The sequence below is a fragment of the Methylobacterium sp. J-043 genome (assembly GCF_022829505.1).
GTDB lineage: Bacteria > Pseudomonadota > Alphaproteobacteria > Rhizobiales > Beijerinckiaceae > Methylobacterium > Methylobacterium extorquens_A.
Genome location: NZ_JAKSYB010000025.1, coordinates 75,056 through 99,939, shown reverse-complemented (window position 1 = coordinate 99,939; position 24,884 = coordinate 75,056). Strand labels below are relative to the sequence as shown.

21 protein-coding genes are annotated in these 24,884 nt (G+C 70.5%); 14 read left to right on the top strand and 7 right to left on the bottom strand.

From position 1 onward, the window contains the following. Positions 1 to 30: 30 nt before the first annotated feature. The 5 genes from MKK50_RS01980 to MKK50_RS01960 all read left to right on the top strand — a co-directional run bounded on the left by MKK50_RS01980 (position 31) and on the right by MKK50_RS01960 (position 4,388). Complete coding sequence (locus MKK50_RS01980) at positions 31 to 870, top strand: ABC transporter permease (protein ID WP_499020024.1); 840 nt, start codon at positions 31 to 33, stop codon at positions 868 to 870. A gap of 7 nt (positions 871 to 877) precedes the next feature. Next, positions 878 to 1,657: an ABC transporter ATP-binding protein gene (locus tag MKK50_RS01975; RefSeq protein WP_253367879.1), complete on the top strand. Its 780-nt coding sequence runs from the start codon at positions 878 to 880 to the stop codon at positions 1,655 to 1,657. A gap of 75 nt (positions 1,658 to 1,732) precedes the next feature. Beyond that, on the top strand, positions 1,733 to 2,242 hold the full coding sequence (locus tag MKK50_RS01970; RefSeq protein WP_499020023.1) for an OsmC family protein: 510 nt from the start codon (positions 1,733 to 1,735) through the stop codon (positions 2,240 to 2,242). Positions 2,243 to 2,268: 26 nt separating this feature from the next. Further along, complete coding sequence (locus MKK50_RS01965) at positions 2,269 to 2,967, top strand: winged helix-turn-helix domain-containing protein (protein WP_499020021.1); 699 nt, start codon at positions 2,269 to 2,271, stop codon at positions 2,965 to 2,967. Further along, a complete protein-coding gene (locus MKK50_RS01960; RefSeq protein WP_499020020.1) occupies positions 2,964 to 4,388 on the top strand; it encodes a sensor histidine kinase in 1,425 nt (474 codons plus the stop codon). Before MKK50_RS01965 ends, MKK50_RS01960 begins: the two co-directional genes overlap by 4 nt. A 7-nt stretch (positions 4,389 to 4,395) precedes the next feature. Here MKK50_RS01960 and MKK50_RS01955 read toward each other — a convergent pair whose 3' ends face one another. After that, the gene (locus MKK50_RS01955) at positions 4,396 to 4,611 is read right to left on the bottom strand and encodes a hypothetical protein (protein WP_499020017.1); all 216 of its coding nucleotides are present in this window, start codon (positions 4,609 to 4,611) and stop codon (positions 4,396 to 4,398) included. A 414-nt stretch (positions 4,612 to 5,025) separates the two neighbouring features. On the opposite strand from MKK50_RS01955, the gene MKK50_RS01950 reads away from it, so the two are divergent. The 5 genes from MKK50_RS01950 (at position 5,026) to aqpZ (ending at position 11,865) form a co-directional block, all read left to right on the top strand. Continuing rightward, positions 5,026 to 5,349, top strand: coding sequence for a hypothetical protein (locus MKK50_RS01950; protein ID WP_253367888.1), 324 nt, complete (start codon positions 5,026 to 5,028; stop codon positions 5,347 to 5,349). Beyond that, positions 5,346 to 6,818, top strand: coding sequence for a methyl-accepting chemotaxis protein (locus MKK50_RS01945; protein WP_499020015.1), 1,473 nt, complete (start codon positions 5,346 to 5,348; stop codon positions 6,816 to 6,818). Before MKK50_RS01950 ends, MKK50_RS01945 begins: the two co-directional genes overlap by 4 nt. Before the next feature lie 135 nt (positions 6,819 to 6,953). Continuing rightward, positions 6,954 to 9,956: a bifunctional [glutamine synthetase] adenylyltransferase/[glutamine synthetase]-adenylyl-L-tyrosine phosphorylase gene (locus tag MKK50_RS01940; RefSeq protein WP_499020014.1), complete on the top strand. Its 3,003-nt coding sequence runs from the start codon at positions 6,954 to 6,956 to the stop codon at positions 9,954 to 9,956. A 10-nt stretch (positions 9,957 to 9,966) separates the two neighbouring features. Further along, the gene (locus tag MKK50_RS01935; protein ID WP_499020013.1) at positions 9,967 to 10,860 is read left to right on the top strand and encodes a 3'-5' exonuclease; all 894 of its coding nucleotides are present in this window, start codon (positions 9,967 to 9,969) and stop codon (positions 10,858 to 10,860) included. 264 nt (positions 10,861 to 11,124) lie between these two features. Beyond that, entirely contained in the window at positions 11,125 to 11,865 is a 741-nt protein-coding gene (gene aqpZ, locus MKK50_RS01930; protein ID WP_499020149.1) for an aquaporin Z, read from the top strand. Positions 11,866 to 11,935: 70 nt separating this feature from the next. On the opposite strand, the gene MKK50_RS01925 is transcribed toward aqpZ, so the two are convergent. Next, positions 11,936 to 12,652, bottom strand: coding sequence for a PhoH family protein (locus tag MKK50_RS01925; protein WP_253367898.1), 717 nt, complete (start codon positions 12,650 to 12,652; stop codon positions 11,936 to 11,938). 380 nt (positions 12,653 to 13,032) lie between these two features. Beyond that, on the bottom strand, positions 13,033 to 15,414 hold the full coding sequence (locus tag MKK50_RS01920; protein ID WP_499020010.1) for an ATP-dependent helicase: 2,382 nt from the start codon (positions 15,412 to 15,414) through the stop codon (positions 13,033 to 13,035). Between the two features lie 115 nt (positions 15,415 to 15,529). On the opposite strand from MKK50_RS01920, the gene MKK50_RS01915 reads away from it, so the two are divergent. The 3 genes from MKK50_RS01915 to putA all read left to right on the top strand — a co-directional run bounded on the left by MKK50_RS01915 (position 15,530) and on the right by putA (position 22,655). Then, on the top strand, positions 15,530 to 15,769 hold the full coding sequence (locus tag MKK50_RS01915) for a hypothetical protein (protein ID WP_253367902.1): 240 nt from the start codon (positions 15,530 to 15,532) through the stop codon (positions 15,767 to 15,769). A 160-nt stretch (positions 15,770 to 15,929) separates the two neighbouring features. After that, on the top strand, positions 15,930 to 19,460 hold the full coding sequence (locus MKK50_RS01910) for an AsmA family protein (RefSeq protein WP_499020008.1): 3,531 nt from the start codon (positions 15,930 to 15,932) through the stop codon (positions 19,458 to 19,460). Between the two features lie 87 nt (positions 19,461 to 19,547). Continuing rightward, entirely contained in the window at positions 19,548 to 22,655 is a 3,108-nt protein-coding gene (gene putA, locus MKK50_RS01905) for a bifunctional proline dehydrogenase/L-glutamate gamma-semialdehyde dehydrogenase PutA (protein WP_499020005.1), read from the top strand. Between the two features lie 6 nt (positions 22,656 to 22,661). On the opposite strand, the gene MKK50_RS01900 is transcribed toward putA, so the two are convergent. Next, positions 22,662 to 22,904: a DUF2188 domain-containing protein gene (locus MKK50_RS01900; RefSeq protein ID WP_135298182.1), complete on the bottom strand. Its 243-nt coding sequence runs from the start codon at positions 22,902 to 22,904 to the stop codon at positions 22,662 to 22,664. 88 nt (positions 22,905 to 22,992) lie between these two features. Next, on the bottom strand, positions 22,993 to 23,220 hold the full coding sequence (locus MKK50_RS01895) for a hypothetical protein (protein ID WP_253367906.1): 228 nt from the start codon (positions 23,218 to 23,220) through the stop codon (positions 22,993 to 22,995). A gap of 113 nt (positions 23,221 to 23,333) precedes the next feature. Between MKK50_RS01895 and MKK50_RS01890 the strand changes: the two genes are divergently transcribed. Next, positions 23,334 to 23,570 (top strand): hypothetical protein, encoded by a 237-nt coding sequence (locus MKK50_RS01890; RefSeq protein WP_499020003.1) that lies wholly within the window; start codon positions 23,334 to 23,336, stop codon positions 23,568 to 23,570. A gap of 18 nt (positions 23,571 to 23,588) precedes the next feature. Here MKK50_RS01890 and MKK50_RS01885 read toward each other — a convergent pair whose 3' ends face one another. Both MKK50_RS01885 and MKK50_RS01880 read right to left on the bottom strand, forming a co-directional pair. Then, complete coding sequence (locus MKK50_RS01885) at positions 23,589 to 24,143, bottom strand: glutathione peroxidase (RefSeq protein WP_253367910.1); 555 nt, start codon at positions 24,141 to 24,143, stop codon at positions 23,589 to 23,591. Positions 24,144 to 24,234: 91 nt separating this feature from the next. Continuing rightward, positions 24,235 to 24,705 carry a response regulator gene (locus tag MKK50_RS01880; protein ID WP_253367912.1) on the bottom strand — a complete coding sequence of 157 codons (471 nt, stop codon included), beginning with the start codon at positions 24,703 to 24,705 and terminating at the stop codon, positions 24,235 to 24,237. Between the last annotated feature and the right edge of the window lie 179 nt (positions 24,706 to 24,884).

Here is a 24,884-nt window from a genome sequence, read left to right as displayed (position 1 = left end):
CACGATGCAAATCCGGCGCGGCCCCCTCGCATGAGCGTCACCACCGTTATCTCCGACGACACCGAAGCGAAGGCGGCGCCCGCGCGTCGCTCCGCCATCCTCGGCGGCAGTGCGCGGCTGGCGCTCGGCCTGCTGCTGCCGCTCGTCCTGGCGCTCGGCTGGGAGGCGGCGGTCGCGGCAGGGTTCGCCTCCGGGCGGCTGCTCCCGCCGCCGAGCCGGATCGCGGCCGCGCTCTGGACGCTCGCGGCCTCGGGCGAACTCTGGACCCATGTCGAGGCGACCCTGATCCGCGTCGGCCTCGGCTTCGCCTTCGGGGCGGGCGCCGGCATCCTCGCGGGCGCGCTCACCGCGACGCTGCCGACCCTGCGCTGGCTGGTCGATCCAAGCCTCCAGGCCCTGCGCGCCGTGCCTTCGCTCGCCTGGGTGCCGCTGTTCATCCTGTGGTTCGGCATTCTCGAGACGCCGAAGGTGGCCCTGATCGCGGTGGGCGTGTTCTTTCCCGTCTATATCGGTGTGGCCGGCGCCATCGCCTCGGTCGATCGCAAGCTGGTGGAGGTCGGCCGCATCTTCCGCCTCTCGCGGGTCGCGCTCGCCCGGCGCATCCTCCTGCCCGCCGTGCTGCCGGCCACCCTGACGGCGCTTCGTACCGGGCTCGGCCTCGGCTTCCTGTTCGTGGTGGCGGCCGAACTGATGGGCGCCTCCGAGGGGCTCGGCTACCTGCTGCTCGACGGCCAGCAATTCAGCAAGCCCGACCAGATCCTGGCCGCGATCATCAGCTTCGCCGTCGTCGGCAAGGCGGCCGATGCCGGGCTCGTCGCCCTGACCAGCCCGCTGGTGCGCTGGCAGGACACGGCGCGCGAGACGCTGTGAGGCCGCCATGCTGAGCATCCAGAGCCTGTCCAAGACCTATGCCGACGGCACCCGCGCGCTCGACGGCATCGACCTCGACGTCCCGAACGCCGAGATCGTCGCGCTGATCGGCGGCTCGGGCTGCGGAAAAACCACGCTCCTGCGCCTCATCGCCGGGCTCGACCGGCCGAGTGCGGGCCGCATCGCGCTGGACGGCGAGCCGATCACCGGCCCCCATCCCGGCGTCGGCCTCGTCTTCCAGGAACCGCGCCTGCTGCCCTGGCTGACGGTCGCCGAGAATGTCGGCTTCGGCATCGAGCATCGGCCGAGGCGCGAGCGGCGGGACCGCGTCGCCCACGCCCTGGAGCGGGTCGGCCTCGCCGAGCAGGCCGGGCGCTGGCCGCGTGAATTATCGGGCGGGCAACAGCAGCGCGTCTCGATCGCCCGCGCCTTCGTGGCCAACCCGCGGGTGCTGCTCCTCGACGAGCCGTTCTCGGCGCTCGATGCCTTCACCCGCAAGGATCTCCACCGCCATCTCCTCGCCCTGTGGGAGGAGGTGCGGCCGACGGTGCTGATCGTCACCCATGACGTCGCCGAGGCGGTGGCGCTGGCCGACCGCGCCATCGTCATGCGCCCGCGCCCCGGCCGCCTCGACGACACGGTGGCCCTGCCGATGCGCCGGCCGCGCGACCCGGCCGCGCCGCCGAGCGAGGCGGCGACCCGCAACATCCTCGCCGCCCTCGATCATTCCCTGCGCCCACGCGACGCCTCCCGTAAACCGGAACTCGCCGGGGGCAGCTCGTTCTAGGATGTCCCTTGTCGAGGTGTCGTTTGCGCGCGAAAGCCGCTAAATCCTCGCCACCAAGAAAATCGGAGGAAATCCATGGACGCCGACGCCCTGCGCGCTCTCCAGGCCCCGCTCAAGAACAAGTACCGTGAGACGCCGGATTCCGCCGTCATCACCCTCAAGGCGAAGGGTTCGCTGGACGACACCAGCATCGCCTGCAAGGTCGAGACCGGCCGCGCGCTGGCGGTGGCCGGCCTGCACCCCGCCACCGGCGGTTCGGGCGCCGAACTCTGCTCCGGCGACATGCTGCTCGAAGCGCTCGTCGCCTGCGGGGGCGTGACGGTGAAGGCGGTGGCGACCGCGCTGGCAATCCCGCTGAAGGCAGGCACGGTCAGCGCCGAGGGCGATCTCGACTTTCGCGGCACGCTCGGTGTCGACAAGGAGGCGCCGGTGGGCTTTCGCTCGATCCGCCTGAAGTTCGACCTCGACACTGACGCCCCCCAGGAGAAGCTCGACCAGCTCCTCAAGCTGACCGAGCGCTACTGCGTCGTGTTCCAGACCCTCAACCACAAGCCGGAATTGTCGGTGAACGCCTCGCGCTCCTGAGTGGCGCGGCGTATCTGACGGGCGTCATGCGCCTGCTCATCATCGAAGACGACCGCGAGGCCGCCGCCTATCTGGTCAAAGCGTTCCGGGAAGCCGGGCACGCGGTGGACCATGCGGGCGACGGCCTCGACGGCTACGCGCTCGCTCGCGAAGGCGATTACGACGTGCTGATCGTCGATCGCATGCTGCCCAAGCTCGACGGGCTCTCGCTCGTGCGCTCCTTGCGCGAGCAGGCCATCGCCACGCCGGTCCTCATCCTCTCGGCCTTGGGCCAGGTAGACGACCGGGTGAAGGGCCTGCGGGCCGGGGGTGACGACTATCTGCCGAAACCCTATGCCTTCTCCGAGCTGCTGGCCCGCACCGAGGTGTTGGCCCGCCGCCGCACGGCCGCGACCGGTCAGAGTGAGGCCACCGCCTACCGGGTCGGCGACCTCGAACTCGACCGGCTCTCGCACCGGGTGACGCGGGCGGGCCGCGAGATCGTGCTGCAGCCGCGCGAGTTCCGGCTGCTCGAATACCTCATGCGCCATGCCGGGCAGGTCGTGACCCGGACGATGCTGCTGGAGCATGTCTGGGACTACCATTTCGATCCGCAGACCAACGTCATCGACGTCCACGTCTCGCGCCTGCGCGCGAAGATCGATCGCGGGTTCGAGCACCCGATGATCCAGACGGTGCGCGGGGCCGGCTACGTGATCCGGCCGGACGAGCCGCAACTCTCGTGAGCCCTTCTGCATCGCCGCCGGACGGTCTCATCGCGCGGATCGGAAAGATCTTCCGCACGACGGCATTCAAGCTGTCGCTCGCCTATCTCGTTCTGTTCGCGGTGCTGGCCTCGCTCGGGCTCGGCTACGTCGCCTGGAACGCGCGGCGGGTCCTCGACGACCAGATCGTCTCGACCATCGATGCCGAGATCAACGGGCTGTCCGAGCAATACACGGCGGGGGGGCTGCGCCGGCTCATCGCCGTGGTGGAGCGGCGCGCGGGGGAGCCGGGCGCCTCGCTCTACCTCGTGACCACGCCCGCGGGCGAGCACATCGTCGGCAATGTAAGCCGCCTGCCGGCCGATATCCTCGCACGGCCCGGCCAGTACGAGAGCTATTACGGGCGCGGCTCCGAGGCGGACTCGAGCGGGCACAGCGCGATCATGCGGGTGTTCAACCTCGCCGGCGGCTTCCGACTCGTGGTCGGCCGCGACACCGAGGAGCGCGACCGCCTGCGCGCGGCGATCGGCAACACCTTCGGCTCCTCGCTTGCTCTCGTCGTGCTGCTCGGCGTGCTCGGCGGCTGGTTCGTGGCGAGCCGCGTGCTGAAGCGCGTGGACGACATGACCGAGACGACCCGCACCATCATGGCGGGCGATCTCGACGGCCGCCTGCGGGTCGGCGGCGCCGGGGACGAGCTGGATCGCCTCGCCCAGAATCTCAACCTGATGCTGGAGCGCATCGGCGAGCTGATGCGCGGAATGAAGGAAGTCTCCGACAACATCGCCCACGACCTCAAGACGCCGCTGACCCGCCTGCGCAACCGCGCCGACGAGGCCCTGCGCACCGCCGAGACGCCGGAGGCGCTGCGCGCGGCGATGGAAGGCGTGATCGAGGACAGCGACGGGCTGATCCGTGTGTTCAACGCGCTCCTCACCATCGCCCGCCTGGAGGCCGGCAACGCGCCCGAAAGCGTGAGCCGCTTCGATGCCGGGGCGGTGGCGCGGGAGGTGGCCGAACTCTACGAGCCGCTGGCCGAGGACAGGGGGCTGAGCCTCACCGTCGATATCGAGCCGGACCTGATCCTCGACGGCAACCGCGAACTCGTGGGGCAGGCGATCGCCAACCTCCTCGACAACGCCATCAAGTACGGCGCCCGGTCCGTTCCATCCGATCCGCAGGCGATCACGGTCGCCGCTGCGCGCGCCGACGGCATGATCCGGCTCACCGTCGCGGATCGCGGGCCCGGCATTCCGGAGGCCGAGCGCGATCGGGTGCTCGACCGCTTCGTGCGCCTCGACGCCGCCCGCACACGCCCCGGCTTCGGCCTGGGCCTCAGCCTCGTCGCCGCCGTCGCCCGGCTGCACGGCGGAAGCCTCGCCCTCGCTGACAATGCCCCGGGCCTTGCCGTCACCCTGAGCCTTCCGGCCCGCGCGGCTTAAAGCGAACTCAGTTCAGGAAATTGCGCACGCCGTCCGGGTCGGCGAGCGTCGCCTGCGGACTGCCGGGAAGCGCCAGGACCACCAGCAGAACCGCCAGCGTAATGGTGGCGAGCCCGAGCACCGCACCGAGCCGCTGCGGTTCGAACCGGCGGCTCGCGATCAGGGCGCAGCCGAGCGTGAAGACGGCGGCTTCGGCGAAGGGAACGAGGTTGGTGCTGCTCATCGATTCGCTTTCGTCCTCGGTCGCCGTGTCGCCCGCCTGAGGTACCCCGAGAGAATGCCGCTTCGGCCGAGCTGGGATCAACCGAAGAAAGCGCGTGTAGGCTCCCCGGGCCCCTCATGACAGGACGGACGGGCCGCCGAAAAATTCCCTTGAGTGATGGGCCTTCGCCGGGACGCACTTCGACCAGCTGTTCTCATCCACCCGGCCATCATTGGGGCGAAGAGTTGTAAATTGGGCAGAGAGTTGCGCCCGGTCGGGCGTGTGCGGCCATCGGCGTAACCCCAACTTAACATTAGTCAGCAATGTTGAGTTGTTGATCGTTCGAAGTCGTACCGTGGCGCCGTGTCGATGGCAGTGGAAGGCATCCGGACTCAGCCGTCCACACCGGGCTCTGCTCGAAGCTGGCTGCCGCCCGTGGCCCTCTTGCTGGCGAGCCTGATCGGCTCCGCATGGCTCGGAGCGCCGATGGCGGAGCCCGGCCGACCGGTTGCCGCCCTGTTTCCACCCTGGTGGGAGCCGAGCCGCAGCCTCGGCGCGGCGGTGGCCGCAGGTGGCGCCGTGATGGGCCTTGGTCGCCTACCGGGGCTCGTCGTCACCCGATCCTCGGCGCCGGGCTTCGCCGAGCGCCTGCGGACAGCCGGCGCCCTCGTCCTGTTCGACCCACGAGGCTTCGGCCTCTGTACCCCTCCCGATACGCCGCGATTCCCAGAGCCGGCACCCCGAGATTCAGCGCCATGACAGAATCCCGCCCGCGTGATCTCGACAGTCTGCGCCGCGCCGCGAGCCGCGGCCTCATAGGATTGCTCTGGCTGCACGTGCCGTTCAACGTCGCGGTGGCCGCCGCCCTCGGAAACCCGACCGCGGCCCAGGGGCTGATGACGTTCGGCCTCGCGGCGGCGGCGACCACCACGTGGCGGCTGAACGGCGACGGACTCGCCACGCGTCTCACCGTGTCGGTGGCGATGGTCGGCATGGTGGCGCTTCTGCTCGATGCGGCTTCTGGCCATTCCTGGCAGCTCGATCTGCACATGTACTTCTTCGCCGCCCTGGCGGTGCTGTCGGCCTATTGCGACTGGCGCGTGCTGCTGACCGCCGCCGGTGCGACGGCCCTGCACCATCTCGGCCTGAACCTGCTCCTGCCGGCGGCGGTCTATCCGGATGGGGCCGATCTCGGCCGGGTGGTGCTCCACGCCGTGATCGTCGTGCTGGAGACCGCCGTCCTCGTCTGGCTCAGCGTGCAACTCGCGTCCCTGTTCTCGGTCTCGGCCCGCTCGCTCGCCGCCGCCGACGCCGCACGTGCCGCCGAGGCGGAAGCCCATCACCGCCAGGGCGCGGCCGAAACCGAGGCCCGCGCCGAGCGCCACCGCACGGCCGGCGAACTGGCCGAGCGTTTCGAGAGCAGCGTGAACCGCCTCGTCCGGGAAGCGGCCGAATCCGCCAACCGGGTGCGGCACGCTTCGCAGGATCTCTCGGCCGCTGCGGGCGACGCGGCACGCCGCACGACCGATTTGTCCACCGCCTCGCAGGAGACCGCTGCCGACGTGCAGGGCGTCGCGGCGGCGGCGGGCACGCTCTCGGCCACGGTGCGTGAGATCGGGAGCCACATGACCCGCGCCGCCGAGGTGGCGGGCCGGGCGACGCGGGAGGCGGGGCAGACCGACGAGACCGTGCGCGCGCTGGCCGAGGCGGCCCAGCGCATCAACCAGATCGTGCTTCTCATCGGCACCATCGCCGAGCAGACCAACCTGCTGGCGCTCAACGCCACCATCGAAGCGTCGCGCGCCGGCGCCGCCGGGCGGGGGTTCGGCGTGGTCGCGGGCGAGGTGAAGGCGCTCGCCGCCCGCACCGCCCGCGCGACGCAGGAGATCGAGGCGCAGATCCTCGCGATCCAGGATCAGATGGGTCAGGCGGTGGCGGCGATCGGCCGGATCGGCGGGACGATCGAGGAACTTGGCACCATCACCCGCTCGGTCGCCGAAGCGGTCGAAGGGCAGGGGGCGGCGACCGGCGCCATCGCCGACAACGCCGAGCGGGCGGCCCGGCGGACGGGCGCGGTCTCCGACAACCTCGACGGCCTCGCCCGCTCCGCCGACCTCACCGGCGCCGCCGCCGCAGCCGGCCTCGATGCCTCCGAGCGTCTGGCCGGGGAATGCGACGCGCTCGCCGCGACCGTCCGCGACTTCGTCGGAACGCTCCGGGCGGCCTGAGCCCGAGGGCGTCGCGGCACCCCTACGTTGTCGTGCCGTCCCGAAAGTCCCTTGGCAGATCCCGATTTGCGCGTTTGATGGGCAGAGCCGCGGTACGGCGGCGATGCGAACGCTTCGAATCGCAGAAGGGACGGCATGGGCAGGCGAAACGACGGGCAGATTGCCCGCGACGACGGCACGGCACCCCTGATCGCGCGGCTGGGGCAAGCCCCGCCGCTCTCGAATCCCGAGGCAGCACAGGCGCGCCTCGACGAGATCGCCGACGCGCTCCCCGCCACCCTGCGCGAGGGCCCCGCCCGCGACCTCCTCGCGGCGCTCGCCGACCACTCGACCTTCCTGTGGTCGCTCGCCTCGCGCGATCTCGCGCGCCTCGTCCGCCTGTTCGAAGAGGCGCCGGAGGTGGCCGACGCCCGCATCATCGCCGCGCAGCGCGCCGCCGGCCGGGCGGGGGAGGGCGCTGCTCCCGACCTCGATGCTGTCGGCAAGACCCTGCGGCGGAACCGGGCTGAGCACGCGCTCCTCGTGGCGCTCGCCGATATCGGCGGTCTCTGGCCGCTGGAGCGCGTGACCGCCGCGCTCTCCGATTTCGCGGACGCCTCGGTCTCGGCGGCCGTCGATGCGATGCTGCTGCAAGCGGCAGCCTCCGGCCGTTTCCTGCCGAAGGATCGAACCGAGCCGCAGGCCGGCTCGGGTCTCGTCGTGCTGGGCCTGGGCAAGCTCGGCGGACGCGAGCTGAACTATTCGAGCGATATCGACCTGATCGTCTTCTTCGATCCCGAGGCGGCCCCCCTGAAGGAGGGGCTGGAGCCGACGCCGTTCTTCACAAAGCTGGCCCAGGGCGTCTCGAAGCTGCTGCAGGAGCGCACCCGCGACGGTTACGTCCACCGGGTCGATTACCGCCTGCGGCCCGATCCCGGCTCGACGCCGACCGCGATGAGCCTCGCCTCGGCCTATGTCTATTACGAGACCACGGGCCAGAACTGGGAGCGGGCGGCCTTCATCAAGGCGCGGCCCATCGCCGGCGACATCCCGGCGGGCGAGCGGTTTCTCGCCGACCTCACCCCCTTCGTCTGGCGCAAGTATTTCGATTTCGCCGCGATCGCCGACGTGCACGCCATGAAGCGGCAGATCCACGCCGTGCGCGGGCACGAGGCGCTGGCGGTGGCCGGCCACGACATCAAGCTCGGACGCGGCGGCATTCGCGAGATCGAGTTCTTCGTCCAGACCCAGCAGCTCGTCTTCGGCGGCCGCCGCCCGATGCTGCGCGGACGCTCCACCGTGCCGATGCTGGCGCGTCTGCACGAGGACGGCTGGATCTCGGTGGAAGCGCGCGACGAACTCAGGGCGGCCTACGCGTTCCTGCGCACGGTCGAGCATCGCCTGCAGATGGTGCGCGACGAGCAGACCCAGCGCCTGCCGACGGACCGGACCGAGCTCGAGGATTTCGCGCGGTTCGCGGGCTTTGCCGACCTCGCCGGGTTCGAAGCGGCCCTGCTCGCCCATGCCGGCCGGGTGCAGGCGCATTACGCCTTGCTGTTCGAGGCCGGGCTCGACCTCTCCTCGGAGGTCGGTGACCTCGTCTTCAGCGGCGCCGCCGACGATCCGGCGACGCTGGCCACCCTGCGCAGCCTCGGCTTCCGCGATCCGGAACGCGTCACCGACACGGTGCGCGGCTGGCATTTCGGGCGGCGGGCAGCGGTGCGCAGCCCGCGCGCCCGCGAGGTGCTGACCGAGCTGGTCCCGGCCCTGCTCAAGGCTCTCTCCGGCACGCCCGATCCGGATGCGGCCTTGGCCAATCTCGACCGCGCCTTCGGCCGGATGCCGGCCGCGGTGGAACTGCTGACCATCCTGCGCGAGCACGAGCGCCTGCGGCTGCTCTTTGCCGATCTGCTCGGAAGCGCCCCGCGCTTGGCGAGCACCGTCGCCTTCTCACCGCACGTGCTCGATGCGGTGATCGACCCCGATTTCGTCGATCCGTCGGTGGATGCCGCAGCCATTGCCGCGCATTACCGCGCCCTTCTGGGCCGGCCCGACAGCCACGAGGTGTTCCTCGACCGCAGCCGCGACGCTGCGCGGCAGCTCCGCTTCCTCACCGGTGCGCGGCTCCTCTCCGGCATCTTGACCCCGCAGGCGGCCGGCCGCGCCTTCTCGGCGATCGCCGACGCAGCCGTCGCGACCGCGCTGGACGCCGTGTCCAAGACCTTCTTCGCCGATCACGGCCCGATCCCGAACGGCCGCATCGTCGTGCTCGGCTATGGCCGCCTCGGCTCGCACCAGCTCACGGCGGAATCGGACCTCGACCTCGTGGTGCTCTACGATTTCGATCCGGAGAACCGCGCCAGCACCGGTCCCAAGCCCCTCGACGCGGCGGTGGCCTACAACCGGCTGACCCAGCGCCTCGTCGCGGCGCTCACCGCCCCGACCCGCCGCGGCCTGCTCTACGAGGTGGATCTGCGCCTGCGTCCCGGCGGCGGCCAGGGTGCAGTGGCGGCGCAGTTCCGCAGCTTCCGCGCCTACCAGCGCGAGGAAGCGGAGTTGTGGGAGCACATGGCGCTGACCCGCGCCCGCGTCATCGCCGGTGACGCCAGCCTTGCCGAAGAGGCGAAAGCAACGATCCGCGATGCGCTGATGCAGCCGCGTGACGCCGACACGGTGAACCGTTCGGTGCGCAGCATGCGGGCCACGGTCGAGAACGAGAAGGGCGATCACGGCCCCCTCGACCTCAAGCTCAGCCCCGGCGGTTTGCTCGACCTCGATTTCCTGGCGCAGGCTCTCGTCCTCGGCCATGCCCACGCCCATCCCGAACTGATCGGCTTTGACGCGCCCGAGGTGTTCGGCCGCGCGGCCGAAGGCGGGATCATCGCGGACGTCGAGGCAGAGCAACTCGGCGACGCCTACCGGCTCCTCGACGACGTGCACCAGTGGCAGCGCCTGATGGTCGAGGGGGACCCGACCCAAGCCTCCGATGTGGCGCTCGCCCGCCTCGCCCGCGCCGCCAATCTGCCCGATGCCAAGGCGCTCAGCGCGCGGCTCGATGAGGAACGGCGGACGGTGCGGACGATCTTCGACCGCCGGCTCGGCGAGCCGGAGAGAGATAGTGACGTTCGCGCCTTGCGGGATGAGTCCGCGACCCGTTAATCTTGTCTGCATGAGCGTCGTCGCGATCGACTTCGAGACCGCCAACGAGCGGCGCGACAGTGCCTGCGCGGTCGGGCTCGCCTGGATCGAGGGGGGCCGCGTCGTGCGGCGCGTATCCCGGCTGATCCGCCCGCCGCAGATGCGGTTCTCGCCCGGAAATATCCGCGTTCACGGCATCCTGCCGGCCGATGTCCGCGACGCGCCGACCTTTCCCGAGGCGATCGCCGAGTTCCTCCCCGACTTATCCGGCGGGTTGATGCTCGCGCATAATGCCGGCTTCGACATGGGCGTGCTCGCCGCCTCGCTCGCCGCCTGGGGCGAGCCGGTGCCGGACATGGCCGGCCATTGCACTCTCCAGATCGCCCGGCGCGTCTTCCCGGATCCGGCAGGCCACGGTCTTGCCAAGGTTGCGGGCCGCCTCGGTATCCGCTTCGAACACCACGATGCGGGCGAAGATGCCTATGCCTGCGCCGAGATCGCCCTCGCGGCCTTGCGTGAGACGGGTGCGACCGACATCGCCGACCTCGCTCGCGGCCTCGGTCTCACCCCGATTCGTGCGCTCACGACGCCGCGCCGGGACATGACCCGCTCGACCTCGGCGAAGGCCCTGCGCGCCTCGGGCATCGTCGATCTCCGGCCCTCGAACGCGCTGCGCTTTGCCATGCGGGGCAGCACCGGCAACCGCTACCTGCTCGAGTTCGAGGAACGGACCGACGGGCCTTATCTGCGCTGTTCCTGCCCGGCGGGCACCCACCGCCGCCGCTGTCGCCATGTCGATGCGCTGGTCGAGGGCGACATCACCGAACTGACGTCGAACAATTTCGACGATGTCGAGCGGCTGCGCCAGTTGCTGGAGGGCAAGAGCGTCGGACCGCTGCGGATCAAGGGCGCCGCCGCAGCCTGACACGGCACGATGTGATCAGCATTTGCGCTGAGACAAAGCAAAATTGCCAGTCAAGGCGCGTCGGGCGCGCGAGCAGTACCACTCTTTCGTGCCCCTCGACGTATGACACCGCTCATTGCTAGCGCGATCCACGCGTGAAATCTTCGTTCGCTGCGTTTCGGCGGGTGCCGACGCAGACGACCTCAGTCTCACGGTGCGCCGATCAGACCTTCGACACGACCGTTTGGTGTGGGCCGCGTGACCTTCGCAGCAAGAGGTGTCGCCATGGATCACGATACGATGCGTCGGACGACCGCCGAATTCTTCGGCACCTTCTGGCTGACGTTCGGTGGCTGCGGTGCCGCCGTCCTCTCCGCCGCCTTTCCAGAACTCGGAATCGGCTTCCTGGGCGTTGCCTTCGCCTTCGGCTTCACCGTGCTGACGATGGCGTACGCCGTCGGCCACATATCCGGTGGCCACTTCAACCCGGCCGTCACACTCGGATTGTGGTCGGCGAGACGGTGCGCGAGCCGGCACGTCCTGCCCTACATTGTCGCTCAGGTCATCGGTGCAACCGTGGCCGCCTTCGCCCTCTACACCATCGCCTCCGGCAAGGCGGGCTGGGTGCCGAACGGATTTGCCGCGAACGGCTACGGCGAACTCAGCCCCGGCAAGTACGACCTTGCCGCCTGCTTGATCATCGAAGCCCTGACGACGTTCATCTTCCTGTTCATCATCATCGGCACGACGTCGAAGGGCGCCGCGGCGGGCTTTGCCGGTATCCCCATCGGGCTTGCCCTCGTGCTCATTCACCTGATCTCGATTCCGGTGACCAACACATCAGTCAACCCGGCGCGCAGCACGGGACCGGCCCTGTTCGCAGGCACGGACTATATCGCGCAGCTCTGGCTATTCTGGCTTGCGCCGATCGCCGGAGCCATCGCGGCCGGCGTCGTGGCAAGATGGCTATACGAGCCCGCCGACATCGTCGAGACGACGATCGTCGAGAGGGGCGTTGAAATTTGACCGTGGTCGGCGCGTGACGACGAGGCAGCCTCCGTGCCCCGTCATCACGCACCATCAGATCTCTCGACGGCTACAGCTTCTCTTCCTCGAACGCCCTCACCCATTCCGCGCAGATGCCGGAGCGGACGATGTCGTCGAGGGTGAACTCCACGATCGGGATCGTCATCATCCGGCTCTTTACGAGGTGGATGACGGTGCGAAGTCCCGATGTCTCGCGCAGGTCGGTCTGGGAAACGTCGCCGTTGATGATGACCTGGCAATCGTCGCCGATGCGGGTCAGGAACATCTTGATCTCGGCGGTGGTGGTGTTCTGCGCCTCGTCGAGGATCACGAGGCAGTTCTTGAAGGTGCGCCCACGCATCACCTCGAACGGCACGACCTCGATGTCGCCGGTCTTCACCGCGATATCGAAGGCGGCCGCACCCATGCGCTCCTTCATGGTCTCGGTGAGGGGCGCGACCCAGGGCGCGATCTTCTCTTCGAGCGTGCCGGGGAAGAAGCCGAGCGAGCGGCCGGACGGCACGTTCGGACGGGTGATGACGACCTTCGAAATCCGGCGTTGACGGAGAAGATCGGCGGCGCGGGTGCCGGCGATGAAGGTCTTTCCGGTGCCGGCCGGGCCTAAGACGATGACTTGCGAAGATGACGCGAGCGCGTCGAGGTACTGACCTTGTCGATCGGTCAGTGGTTGAATGGGTGCGAGGTTACGTTCCTCGTCGAAGCGGGTCCGATGCATCCGGATCGGTCGGTCCTCAACCAGTTCAAGCCGTGCGCGTCGTCTCTTCATGGATCGATACTCCACCTTGACTCGTGCGTGACTCTCGCAAACTCGCTTTTTCAACCAGTCTCGACTTGTCCGTCTCTCCTTCGATTCGGCGAAGACATCGCCGATCTTCGTTCAACTGTACGCAAGAGCAAAGCCAAACCCCATGAGTCGGTTCCACTGCAGGACGTGATGTCTGCGGAGAGCGACTTTACGGCAACGCTTCGCTCTCACTGCGAAGGTTGCAGGCGGGGGCGACGCGGGCGTGACGGCTTTGCGAAGAAGCGATGACCCCAGCACCTGTCGGTGCCGCCTGCGGACCGGGACGATCCTTGCCTGGGCCATCGCGGGCATCGCCCTCCTCGGGCGAGGGGCGGCCGGCGGAGAACCGCCGACGGGACGCTTCAACCGGGTTGGAGGAAGCTGTCGAGGACCATTTTCCGGCCGGCCTTGTCGAAGTCAACGGTGAGCTTGTTGCCGTCGATGCCGGCGACCGTGCCGGGCCCGAACTTGGTGTGGAGGACGCGGCTTCCGTGCTCGAACGCCGAGGGTGCGGCCGTGGACTTGGCGACCAGCTCGCCCTCGATCTCCCGTGGTCCCCCCGAGCGGCCGCCCCGGCCTTGCCCGAGTCCCCCGCCGAAATTGCCCGACGTGTTGGCCTGCGCCCGCTGCCAGCCCGGCGTGCCGTAGGAGGAGCCGAACGGGGTAGGGTTGCGGTCGAAGCGCGAGGCGCCGGCCGAGAAATGCGCGGGCGCCTCGACCACGTCCACGGCCTGCGGCGGCAGCTCGTCGATAAAGCGTGAGGGGATGGTCGAGGACCACATCCCGTGGATGCGCCGGTTGACGGCAAACGACAGCTTCGCGCGCTTGCGGGCGCGGGTGAGCCCCACATGGGCGAGCCGCCGCTCCTCCTCCAGGCCCGCCCGACCGCTCTCGTCGATGGCGCGCTGATTCGGGAAAAGGCCGTCCTCCCAGCCCGGCAGGAACACGGTGTCGAACTCCAAACCCTTGGCCGCGTGCAGCGTCATCAGCGAGACGCGGTCGGCCCCTTCGGCCTCGGAGGCTTCCATCACCAGGGAGACGTGTTCGAGGAAGGCCGCCATGTCGGGGAATTCCTCCATCGAGCGGACGAATTCCTTGAGGTTTTCGAGCCGCCCGGCGGCGTCGGCCGAACGGTCCTTCTGCCACATCTCGGTGTAGCCGGATTCCTCCAGGATGGTCTGGGCGACCTCCGGATGCGGCTTGCTCTCCACCAGCCGCACCCAGCGCGAGAAGCTCTCGACGAGGCCGCGCAGCATCGAGCGGGCGCGCGGCTTCAGCTCGTCGGTCTCGATCAGCTTGCGCGCGGCCGCCAGGAGGGGAACCCGGTCGGCGCGGGCGAAAGCGTGGAGCGTCTGGAGCGTCGCGTCGCCCAGGCCGCGCTTGGGCGTGTTGAAGATGCGTTCGAAGGCGAGGTCGTCGGCGCCGTTCATGGTCACGCGCAGGTAAGCCAGCGCGTCGCGGATCTCGGCCCGCTCGTAGAAGCGCGGGCCGCCGACGACGCGATAGGGCAGGCCGACCTGCACGAACCGGTCTTCGATCTCGCGCATCTGTGCCGAGATCCGCACCAGCACCGCGATCTCCGAGAGCGCGTGCCCCCTGCGCTGGAGTGACTCGATCGATTCGGCGACCTGACGCGCCTCCTCCTCGGAATCCCATGAGCCCGTGACCGTCACGGGCTCGCCCGCCTCGTCCTCGGTGCGCAGGGTCTTGCCGAGGCGGCCCTCGTTCTTGGCGATGAGCCCGGAGGCGGCGGCGAGGATGTGCCCGGTCGAGCGGTAGTTGCGCTCCAGCCGCACCACGGTGGCGCCGGGAAAATCGTGCTCGAAGCGCAGGATGTTGTCGACCTCGGCACCGCGCCAGCCGTAGATCGACTGGTCGTCGTCGCCAACGCAGGCGACGTTCTTGCGGGCCTGGGCCAGCAGCCTGAGCCAGAGATACTGGGCGACGTTGGTGTCCTGGTACTCGTCCACGAGGATGTAGCGGAAGCGGTCCTGGTAATTGGCCAGGATGTCCGGATTCTCGCGCCACAGCTTGAGGCAGAGCAGCAGGAGATCGCCGAAATCGACGGCGTTCAGGGTGACGAGGCGCGCCTGATACGCTGTGTAGAGCTGCCCGCCCTTACCGAAGGCGAAGGACTGCGCCTCGCCCGGCGGCACCTGTTCGGGGCTCAAGCCCCGGTTCTTCCAGCCGTCGATGGTGTGAGCCAGCGCGCGCGCCGGCCAGCGCTTCTCGTCGATGTTCTGGTCACTGATGACCTGCTTCATCAGGCGGAGCTGGTCGTCGGTGCCGAGAATCGTGAAGTCGGATTTGAGGCCGACCAGTTCGGCGTGGCGGCGCAGGATCTTGGTGCCGATGGAGTGGAAGGTGCCGAGCCAGGGCATGCCCTCGCCCGCCGGCCCGATCAGCCCGCCGATGCGGTGCTTCATCTCGCGGGCGGCCTTGTTGGTGAAGGTCACCGAGAGGATGTCGTAGGGCCGCGCCTTGCCGGTGGCGATGAGGTGGGCGATGCGCGTCGTCAGAACCCGCGTCTTGCCGGTGCCGGCCCCTGCGAGCACGAGCACGGGGCCCTCCGTCGCCTCCACGGCGCGGCGCTGCTCCGGGTTGAGGCCGGAGAGGTAGGAGGCGGCCTCGGGTCGCAGGGCGGCCATGGCGCGGGCGGCGATGGAGGTCGGGGCCGACGGCGCTTCGTCGTCGGACGGGCGCGGCCGGAACGCGCCGTGCGCGTCGTTGGGCTCTTGCATCATACGCGCATCCCTGGACCAAAAGGCGAACGCCGTCGAGACCCGATCCGGAACCGGCTCCACCCCCCACGCGTCACTCCGGAAGCCCGAAACCCATGCCGATGAAGGATGTGAGGCCATGCGCGCCCCGTCTCTCGCCCTCCTGACCCTGCTCACCGCACTCACGCCCGCTTGGGCGCAGAGCCCCGGCAACCGTGGCGCCACGAGCCGGCAGAACCAGTCGTTCGAGTACCGGAACGAGAACCGCAACTTCGAACAGCGACAGACTCTGGAGAACAGCGCCATCCGCAACCAGATCCAGCGGGCGCCGCTCAACGTTCCGCCGCCGGCCGGTCCATCCTTCGGCATCCGCCGCTGACGATCGGCGAAAGCTAGAGCGTGAGATGCGGGCCGGCCACGGCCTGTGCTATGGCCGCAGGGACGCAGGTTTTTCACCGTTCAAGTGGCACCGGCCGTTCGAACGCGTGTGAAACGCGAACGAAGTCCTGCGGTCCGCAGGCCAGGCGGAAGCGATAACGGTGCGTGATTCCCTGACCGCGCTCGCGGGCGCCGTCGTGCTGATTCTCGTGGCGGCCCTTGCGGTGCCGCCGTTCATCGACTGGTCGGCGCATCGCGCGCTGATCGACCGCATGGTTAGCGATTCCCTCGGGGCCGGTGCCCGCAGCGAGGGCGCCATCGACCTGCGTCTGCTGCCCTCGCCGCATCTTCGCCTCGCCCGCCTGCGGCTCGGCGCCGAGGATGGGCCGGCCCTCGACGCGCAAGCCGTCGACGCGGAGATCGCCCTGGCCCCCCTTCTCAAGGGTGAGGTGCGCTTCGTCCAGACCTCGGTCGAGCGGGCCGGGCTCAACCTGCCGGTCTCCGACGAGGCGGTGCTCCTGCCGCGCGAACCGCAAACGCTGCGCCGCGACATCGTCATCGACGACCTGCGCATTCGGCGCCTTACGGTCGCCACGGTACGGACGGGTGAGGCGCCGCAGGAGCAGTTCGCCGCCGAGAACCTGCGCCTCAGGGCGCCCGCGCTCGCCGGGCCCTGGCTGGCGGAGGGAACGGCGAAGGGCAGCCCGTTCCACCTCGCCACCAGCGTTGCCGGCAGCGATGGCGGCCTCTCGCTGAAGCTGACGGGGGGCGGCGACACCATGCCCCGCCTGGAACTCGATGCGCGCATCACCCTCAAGCCCGAGGACGGGTCGGGTGCGGACGGGGCACGCCGCGGCCTCGTGCCGGAGGCGGAGGGCAGCGCCCGGCTCACCGTCGGCCCGCCGGTGCAGCCGGCGGGCGCCGCCCTGCCGCTCACCCTGGCCGCCAAGTTCGCGTCGCGCGGCCCCATGGTGCAGGCCAAGACCGTCGATCTCGAACTCGACCCCGGCGGCAAGGCCGCCCGCCTGTCGGGCAGCGGCCGCCTCGATCTGCGCGAGGCCCGGCTCGGCCTGACCCTGAGGACCCGCCGCCTCGACCTCGACGGGCTGCTGCTCTCCAACGGCGCCCGCGGGCTGCTGGCGCAGGAGCTGACATCGGGCACGCTGACGCCACCGCTTCTGCTCGACCTCGATATCGCCGCCGAGAGTGTCGCCCTCGGCCTCGATGATTGGGCCGATGTGGGGTTTCGCGGCACCTTCGATCGCACCGGCGGCCTCGTGCTGCGCCGCTTCGAGGGCAGGGCGCCGGGGGCCGCGACCGTCGCGGCGACCGGCGAGGCAGAGCTGTCGGGCTCGCCGCGCTTCACCGGGCATATCGACATCGCCGCGCGTAACTCGGAGGCAGTCGGGCGCTATCTCGGCCGGATCGGCGCCGAGGAGAGCGTGACGGCGATTCTCGACGGGCGCGCTTTCGAGATCGGCACGGACCTCTCGGCGGCCGGCAGCGACCTGTCGCTACGCAACCTGCGCCTCGCCCTGGGTGAGGCCCGCGTCACCGGCAACGCCCGTTACCTGCGGGCCGATGCGAACGGACGCGGGCGGCTCGATGCGCAGCTTTCCGCCAACGGCATCGACATCGCCGAATTGCCCCCGCTCGGTGAGCTCATGTCGGGCCTGCATCGGCACGACCTCGGACTAACGCTGAAGGCGCGCGACGTGCGCTATGGACCGGCCGGCGCGCATTCCGGCAACGGCACCATCGCGGTCAGCCTGCAATCGGACGGGGCCAGCCTCGTTGTCGATACGCTCGACATCGCCGACCTCGCGGGTGCGAGCGCCCAGCTCGCCGGGCGGATCGCGCCGGACGGCTCGGGCCGGATCGAGGGCCGGGTGACGGCCGGCAAGGCGGCGCCGCTGCTGGCCCTGCTGGAGCGCGGCTTCCTGCCCGAGGCCCGCCTCGTACCGCAGAGTGTCCGCCAGAGCGGATTGTCGCTCGATCTGACCCTGGAACGGGAATCGGGCGAGGCGGATGCCTTGCGTGCATCCGCGAAAGGCAAGGCCGGCGAGGGCGATCTCGACCTTGCATTGCTGACCCGCTCCGGCCGGATCGACCGCCTCGACGCGGCGCTGACGACGCAAAGGACCGGCCGCTGGTTCGGCCGCGACGACATCGCCGCCTTGCGCCAGCCGGGGCGCCTGCGGCTGACCGGCGCCCGGCCCGCCGCCGAGGCCGGACAAGAGGGCACGCCGCCGCTCGCGCTCGGCATCGAAGGCGATTTTGCCGGCCTCACGGTCGCGACGCCGCGCCCGATCCTGCTCGATGTCCTCGACCGCCCTCCGACCGGAGGCACGCTGCGCTTGGCAGCGCCCGACCTCGCCCCCTTCCTGATTCTCGCCGGCAGTGCCGGCCCGGCGGCCGGGCCGCTGCCCGTGGCTCTCACCGTAGCCCTGTCGCGCCGGAATGCGGCGCTGCACGCCGACGTCACGGGACAGGTGGCGGGGACCGACCTCACCGCCGCCCTCGACCGCGCCCCGGACGGCGCGCTGACCGGCACCGCCACGCTCGCCCGCCTGTCCCTGCCGGCGCTGGTTGCGGCGACGGTGCTGCCCACCGACAACAGCGGACGCTTCGCCGCGGTGCCGGCGCAGCCAAAGGTCAGCCTCGGCCTCAAGATCGGTGGGCTCGATCTCGGCCGGGGCCTCGTCGCCGACAATGCGAGCCTGACGCTGGTGCGCGAGGGCGACGCGCTGAGCCTGCGCGACCTCTCGGCCGGTCTCGCCGGAGGGAGGCTGGCCGGCAGCATCACCCTGGCCCGGCCGGCGGGCGCCGCTGCGGTGTCGGGCGAGGGCAGCGTCGAGGGCGCCGATCTGACCGGCCTGATCGGGGCGGGGCCGATCACCGGCCGGCTCTCGGCGGCCCTGCGGTTCGGCGCCACGGGCGTGAGCCTGAGCGCCCTAGCGAACGATCTTTCGGGCAACGGCGAGATCCGGCTCGCCGATCTCGCGCTCCCCGGCGCCGACGCGGGCGCCGTGGACCGGGCGCTCGGCAAGGCGCTGGCCGAGGACGATCCCTTGCGCGAGGGACGGCTCCAGGCGCTCGTGTCGGAAGAGCTGTCCGCCGGTGCGCTTCGGGCCAAGGGGCCGATTTCGGCCTCCTTCACCCTCTCGGCCGGCACCCTGCGCACGGGCCCATTCGGCATCGATCTCGGCCCGGCGCGCTGGAACGGCACGCTTCAGGTCGATCTGCGCGGTCGTGCTCTCGACGCCCGCGGCGCCCTGACGGCGGCGGCCGGGCCGAAGGGCTGGTCCGGAGCGGCGCCCTCGATCCAGCTCGGGTTCGGCGGGCCGCTCACCGCGCCCGAGCGGCGGCTCGACGCGGCGCCTCTGACGACGGGCCTTGCCGCCCTCGTGCTCCAGCGCGAACTCGAGAAGATCGAGCTGTTCGATGCCGACCAGAGCGAGCGCCAGCGCCGCCGCGCCCGCATCGAGATGGACCGCGCCCGGCTCGCCGCCGAGGAAGCGGCCCGGCAAGCCCGGATCAAGGCGCAGCAGGCCGCCGCCGAGGAGGCGGCGCGCCAAGCCCGCCAGCGCGAGGCGGAGGAAGCCGCCCGCCGCGCCCGGATCGAAGCCGAGCCGGCGCCTGCTCCGGAGGCGCAGCCGCTCGATATCAGCCCGCCCGGCGCGAGGCCGTAAGAGCGAGCGCGGGGCGATCACGGACCGCCGTTTTCTTAAATGACGGAATTGGTCTGTCGGACGACAGAGAGAGTGCTACTCTCTCATATGACCGATGGTCCGATGTCTCCGTCGCGTTTTCAGGCCTTCTATGCCCCGGACGATGCCGCCTTGGCGGAGGCGTTGCTGCGGGAGGCGCTCCTGCCGGCGGCCACTGAGGCGGCGGTCGATCGGCTCGCCTCCGACTTGATCGGCGCGATCCGCGCGGATGCCGGCCATGGCGCCGTTGAGGCCTTGCTGCGGGAATATGCGCTGACGACCCGCGAGGGTCTCGCCCTCATGAGCCTCGCCGAGGCACTCCTGCGGGTGCCCGATGCGGCCACCGCCGACCGGCTGATCGCCGACAAGCTGCGCGAGGGTGATTTCGCCCATCACGCGGCGCGGTCGGAGAGCGGCCTTGCCCAGGCCGCGTCCTGGGCCCTCGGCCTCGGCGCCCGCCTCGTCGGCCCGCAGGACACGCCCGAGGCGACGCTGGGAAGCATGGTCCGCCGCCTCGGCCGCCCGGCCGTGCGCGCGGCGGCCCACCGGGCGATGCGGGTGATGGGTGGGCAATTCGTGCTGGCCGAGGAGATCGGCGCGGCGCTCAAGCGGGCCGGCTCGGGCGCGGCCCGCCGTTCCCGCTTCTCCTTCGACATGCTCGGTGAGGGCGCCCGCACGGCCGACGACGCCGAGAGCTACCGCCAAGCCTATGCTCGCGCCATCGCCCGGATTGGGCGGGAGGCCGGCAACACGCCGCTTCCGGCCCGTCCGGGCATCTCGGTGAAGCTCTCGGCGCTGCATCCGCGCTACGCCCCGACGCAAGCGGCGCGGGTGATGGCCGAACTGGTGCCGATGGTGCGCGACCTCGCCCGCGACGCCCGCGCCCACGACCTCAACTTCACCCTCGACGCCGAGGAGGCAGAGCGGCTCGAACTCTCCCTCGACGTGTTCGCCGCCGTGCTGGCCGATCCGGCGCTCGCCGGCTGGGACGGGTTCGGGCTGGCGATCCAGGCCTATTCGAAGCGCTGCCTTCCGGTGATCGAGCACGTCGCGGAACTCGCCGAGCGGCACGACCGGCGGCTGATGGTACGCCTCGTCAAGGGCGCCTACTGGGACACGGAGGTTAAGCTCGCCCAGACGCAAGGGGTGGCCGACTATCCCGTCTTTAGCCGCAAGGCGATGACGGACCTGAACTATCTGGCCGCCGCCCGGCGGCTGCTGGCGCTGCGCCCGCGCCTCTACCCGCAATTCGCCACGCACAACGCGCTGACCGTGGCGAGCGTGCTCGGCCTAGCCGGGCTGCTCGATCGTCCGGCGGACGAGGAGGCCGGCTTCGAGTTCCAGCGCCTGCACGGCATGGGCGAGGCGCTCTATCAGCGGCTCGCCGAGCGGGCGCCGGGCATCGGCCAGCGGGTCTACGCGCCCGTCGGCGGCCACCGCGAGCTGCTCGCCTATCTCGTCCGCCGGCTGCTGGAGAACGGCGCGAACTCCTCCTTCGTCGCCCGCGCCGCCGATCCCGCGATGCCGGTGGCCGACCTTCTCGCCCGGCCTCAGGCCCTGGTGGAGACGCCTTCGCAGGCTCGGCACCCCAAGATCCCGCTGCCGCGCGACCTATTCGGGCGTGAACGCCGCAACTCGCCGGGGCTCGCCTTCGGCGACGGCGCGGCGCTGCAGCGATGGACCGAGGCCGTCGCGAGGGCCGCCGGCCCCGCCGAGGCCGCGCCGATCATCGACGGGACCGCCCGCACCGGCCATCCCCGAAAGGTGGTCGACCCCATCGACGGCGCGGCGCTCGGCAGCGTCATCGAGGCGGACCCCGCCACCGCCGCGCTCGCCATGGCGGCGGCTGCGCGGGGGTTCCCGGCCTGGGCCTCGACGCCCGCCCGCGCGCGGGCCGCCTGCCTCGAGCGGGCCGCCGACGCCTTCGTGCGGGAGCAGGACCGGCTCCTGCACCTGCTGCAAGCCGAGGCCGGCAAGACCCTCGACGATGCCGTGGCCGAGTGGCGCGAGGCGATCGACTTCCTGCGCTACTACGCGGCGCAGGGCCGGGATTTGTTCCGCGAACCGCAGAGCCTGCCCGGCCCGGCGGGCGAGGCCAACAGCCTGCGCCTCGTCAGCCGGGGGGTGTTCGTCGCGGTCTCGCCCTGGAATTTCCCGCTCGCGATCTTCACCGGGCAGGTCGCCGCGGCGCTGATGGCCGGCAACGCCGTCGTTGCCAAGCCGGCGCCGCAGACGCCGTTGGTGGCGGACCTCGCCGTGCGCCTGCTCCACGCAGCCGGCATTCCGGGAAGCGCCCTCCACCTCGTCCCCGGCGGACCGGAGACCGGCGCCGCGCTGATCGAGCATCCGGCCCTGTCCGGCGTCGTCTTCACCGGCTCCACGGTGACGGCGCAGCGGATCAACCGGGCGCTCGCCGCCCGCGACGGCGCGATCCTGCCGCTGATCGCCGAGACCGGCGGCATCAACGCGATGATTGTCGACGCCACGGCGCTCCCCGAGCAGGTGGCCGACGACGTGGTGGTCTCGGCCTTCCGCTCCGCCGGCCAGCGCTGCTCGGCCCTGCGCCTGCTCCTCGTGCAGGAGGACGTCGCCGACAGGATGATCGCGGCGGTGGCCGGCGCGGCGCGGGAGCTGACGGTCGGTGACCCCCGCGATTTGGCCACCGATCTCGGTCCGGTGATCGACGCCGGGGCGAAGGAACGGCTCGACGCGCATATCCTGACCATGAAGGCCTCGGCGCGGGAGCACTTTGCCGGCGTAGCGCCGGGCGGCCTCTATGTGGCACCCCACATCTTCGAGATCGGCAGCGTCGCTGATCTGCGGCAGGAGGTGTTCGGGCCGATCCTCCACGTCGCCCGCTACCCGGCGGACGGCCTCGGCTCGGTCATCGCGGCGATCCGGGCCGGCGGCTACGGGCTCACCCTCGGCATCCATTCGCGGATCGAGGAGACTGCCGAGCGCATCGCCGAGGCCCTGCCGCACGGCAACGTCTACGTGAACCGCAACATGATCGGCGCCGTCGTCGGCAGCCAGCCCTTCGGCGGCTCCGGCCTGTCAGGCACCGGCCCGAAGGCCGGCGGTCCCCATTATCTTGCTCGCTTCGCCTCGGAGCGGACGCTGACCGTCAACACCGCTGCTGCGGGCGGCAGCGTCGGCCTCATTACCCTGGAAGGCTGAGGGAACTCAGTCCTCCGCGACCTTGGCCACCGGCCGGTCGTTGCCCTGAGCGGTCTCGTCGTGCCACTGGCCGCTCCCATCCTGGTAGCGGATGCCCTCGGTCGAGCCCGGAACCTGCTGCTCGGCGGCTGCGGCCTGCGCCGCCTGCAACGCCTCCGCCCGGCTCGGGAAGGTCTCCGAGAACACGTCGCCAACCTTGTAGGCGAAGCCGCCGTCATGCTCGACGATGTGGTAGGTCACCTCGGTCATCGCAAAATCCCGCTCGCTTCCAACGTGTTTCGTTTCACGTGCTGGAGCCCGAACCGGCCGGGATGCCGTAGGTTCCGTTTCACCCCTCTCAATGCCGGGTCGGCGGACGGCGCGGGAGGCGGGCCACCGCGGCTTCGCAGCCGGCGATCAGGGAGCCGCGCACGTCGTCTCGATCGAAGCCGACGCCTTCCGGAAAGGCGACGACGTGGGCCTCGGTCCAGCCTTCGGGCCGGATATGCGCAATCCAGCCCTCCGGCGTCCGCTCGAAGCGAACCTCGTAGACGGTGCCGTCCTGCTCGAAACTGTGCGGTTCCATGACGCGATCTTTGGCTCGATCTTTCCAGCCGCAATGATGACGCGGCCGGCTGGCATGTGGGGAGGCGCCCCGTGCCGGCGCGAGTCCCCGACGACCGGAAAATCTTGCCGCCGATGCGCCCCAGTACCGTCTTCGCCGCCGCGAGCTTCTGCCTCGCGGCCCTGCCATGCCGGGCCCAGGGCGTGCCGCCGAACCCGTTCGCCTCGAATTACCCCTCGAGCGGTCCGTCCGCAGCGCCGCTCATGGCCGAGCGGGAGCGGCGCCTTCAGGCCCCGCGCGCCCGGCGTCCCGGGCCACCGGGGCGAGTCGAGCGCGGATTGCTGCCGCCGACCGACGTTCCGGGCCGGTAGAACCACACGGACCTTCGCTCAGGCCTGCCCCAGTTCCGCGACGATGGCGCTGACGATGCGCGGATCGCTCGGATCGACCTGGGTCGCGAAGGCGGCGCGCAGGGTGCCGTCACGGCCGACGAGGTACTTGTGGAAGTTCCATTGCGGGCTCTGCCCCGGCTTCTGCTCGGCCGCCCAGCGGTAGAACGGATGGGCGGATGGCCCCCGGACATGGGTCTTGTCCGTGACCGGGAAGGTGACACCGTGATTCTTTCGCGCGGCTTCAGCGATGGCGGCGCCGTCGAGCGGCTCCTGATTGCCGAAATCGGGCGAGGGCACCGCGATCACCGTCAGGCCCCGCGCGCCGAAGCGTGTCCAAAGGCCTTGAAGGCCAACGAATTGCGGGGCGTAGCCGCAGGCGGTCGCGGTGTTGACCACGAGGATGGGTTTGCCGGCATAGGCCGAGAGTGGAAGGCCGCCTCCCTCCGGTTTGTCGAAGGCGAAGGCGCCCGCCGGCCCGGCTTCCGCGGCATGGGCGCGGCCCGCCGCGAGAACGGCGAGCATCGCGAGGCAGTCCCGGCGGCGAATCGTCATGGCGTTGGTCCTCCGGCGCGGAGGCTGCCATACCCGGCCTACCGTCGGGTACGGGCCCCATCGTCGCGGGCGCGGCGATGGGGAGGCGGGATCAGCCGGCGCGGGCCGCCATCGCCTCGCGGACCGAGGAAGCGACGGCCTCCTCCGGGCCCAGGGAGGAGATCAGCAGCGCGTCCGCCGGCACGAGGTCGGCACAGTCGTTGACCGCAGAGTCGCAGGCGACGACGATGCCGAGATTCGGTCTCAATGCGCGCGCCTCGGCGGCGAGCTCGCTGAGGCCGAGCGCGCCGTGCAGTTCGGCATCGGTCACGAGAACATCGACGGGCAGGCCGAGCACCAGCACCGTGAGGGCATCGACGGCCGAATCCACGGAGATGGCGCTGTAGCCGGCCCGGCGGATCTGCCCGTTGATCTCATCGCGCCATTGCTTGCGGCGTCCGGCGACCAGAACCTGGACCCCGTAGCAACTGCGCGGGGCCGCGTTGCCACCCACCTGTCCGTCCGAGCGGACGGGATCGAGGTCGATGGTCGCTTCCTCACGATCTTGGGTGCGCTGCATCATTCTAGGTTAAGCAGGTTGCGTAAGGCATACAAGCGGCAACGCTCGACCGGGGCGAAGGTGCATTTTTCGAGACACAGTTTCCGCAACAGATTTCGAGGGCGGATTCGACAGGTCTTTGTCTTCTGCATCGTTGAGTTGCATCGCCGAACGATGAGCTATCCCGACCCAACCGGTCCGCG

What these genes read in the sequence shown, in the direction of transcription:
- MKK50_RS01890 (WP_499020003.1), top strand. Translation starts at nt 23,334, where the DNA reads ATGCGCCCCAGTACCGTCTTCGCCGCCGCGAGCTTCTGCCTCGCGGCC.
- MKK50_RS01925 (WP_253367898.1), bottom strand. Translation starts at nt 12,652, where the DNA reads ATGAAGAGACGACGCGCACGGCTTGAACTGGTTGAGGACCGACCGATC.
- MKK50_RS01915 (WP_253367902.1), top strand. Translation starts at nt 15,530, where the DNA reads ATGCGCGCCCCGTCTCTCGCCCTCCTGACCCTGCTCACCGCACTCACG.
- MKK50_RS01895 (WP_253367906.1), bottom strand. Translation starts at nt 23,220, where the DNA reads ATGGAACCGCACAGTTTCGAGCAGGACGGCACCGTCTACGAGGTTCGC.
- MKK50_RS01980 (WP_499020024.1), top strand. Translation starts at nt 31, where the DNA reads ATGAGCGTCACCACCGTTATCTCCGACGACACCGAAGCGAAGGCGGCG.
- MKK50_RS01965 (WP_499020021.1), top strand. Translation starts at nt 2,269, where the DNA reads ATGCGCCTGCTCATCATCGAAGACGACCGCGAGGCCGCCGCCTATCTG.
- MKK50_RS01975 (WP_253367879.1), top strand. Translation starts at nt 878, where the DNA reads ATGCTGAGCATCCAGAGCCTGTCCAAGACCTATGCCGACGGCACCCGC.
- putA (WP_499020005.1), top strand. Translation starts at nt 19,548, where the DNA reads ATGACCGATGGTCCGATGTCTCCGTCGCGTTTTCAGGCCTTCTATGCC.
- MKK50_RS01945 (WP_499020015.1), top strand. Translation starts at nt 5,346, where the DNA reads ATGACAGAATCCCGCCCGCGTGATCTCGACAGTCTGCGCCGCGCCGCG.
- MKK50_RS01920 (WP_499020010.1), bottom strand. Translation starts at nt 15,414, where the DNA reads ATGATGCAAGAGCCCAACGACGCGCACGGCGCGTTCCGGCCGCGCCCG.
- MKK50_RS01940 (WP_499020014.1), top strand. Translation starts at nt 6,954, where the DNA reads ATGGGCAGGCGAAACGACGGGCAGATTGCCCGCGACGACGGCACGGCA.
- aqpZ (WP_499020149.1), top strand. Translation starts at nt 11,125, where the DNA reads ATGGATCACGATACGATGCGTCGGACGACCGCCGAATTCTTCGGCACC.
- MKK50_RS01955 (WP_499020017.1), bottom strand. Translation starts at nt 4,611, where the DNA reads ATGAGCAGCACCAACCTCGTTCCCTTCGCCGAAGCCGCCGTCTTCACG.
- MKK50_RS01900 (WP_135298182.1), bottom strand. Translation starts at nt 22,904, where the DNA reads ATGACCGAGGTGACCTACCACATCGTCGAGCATGACGGCGGCTTCGCC.
- MKK50_RS01970 (WP_499020023.1), top strand. Translation starts at nt 1,733, where the DNA reads ATGGACGCCGACGCCCTGCGCGCTCTCCAGGCCCCGCTCAAGAACAAG.
- MKK50_RS01885 (WP_253367910.1), bottom strand. Translation starts at nt 24,143, where the DNA reads ATGACGATTCGCCGCCGGGACTGCCTCGCGATGCTCGCCGTTCTCGCG.
- MKK50_RS01935 (WP_499020013.1), top strand. Translation starts at nt 9,967, where the DNA reads ATGAGCGTCGTCGCGATCGACTTCGAGACCGCCAACGAGCGGCGCGAC.
- MKK50_RS01880 (WP_253367912.1), bottom strand. Translation starts at nt 24,705, where the DNA reads ATGATGCAGCGCACCCAAGATCGTGAGGAAGCGACCATCGACCTCGAT.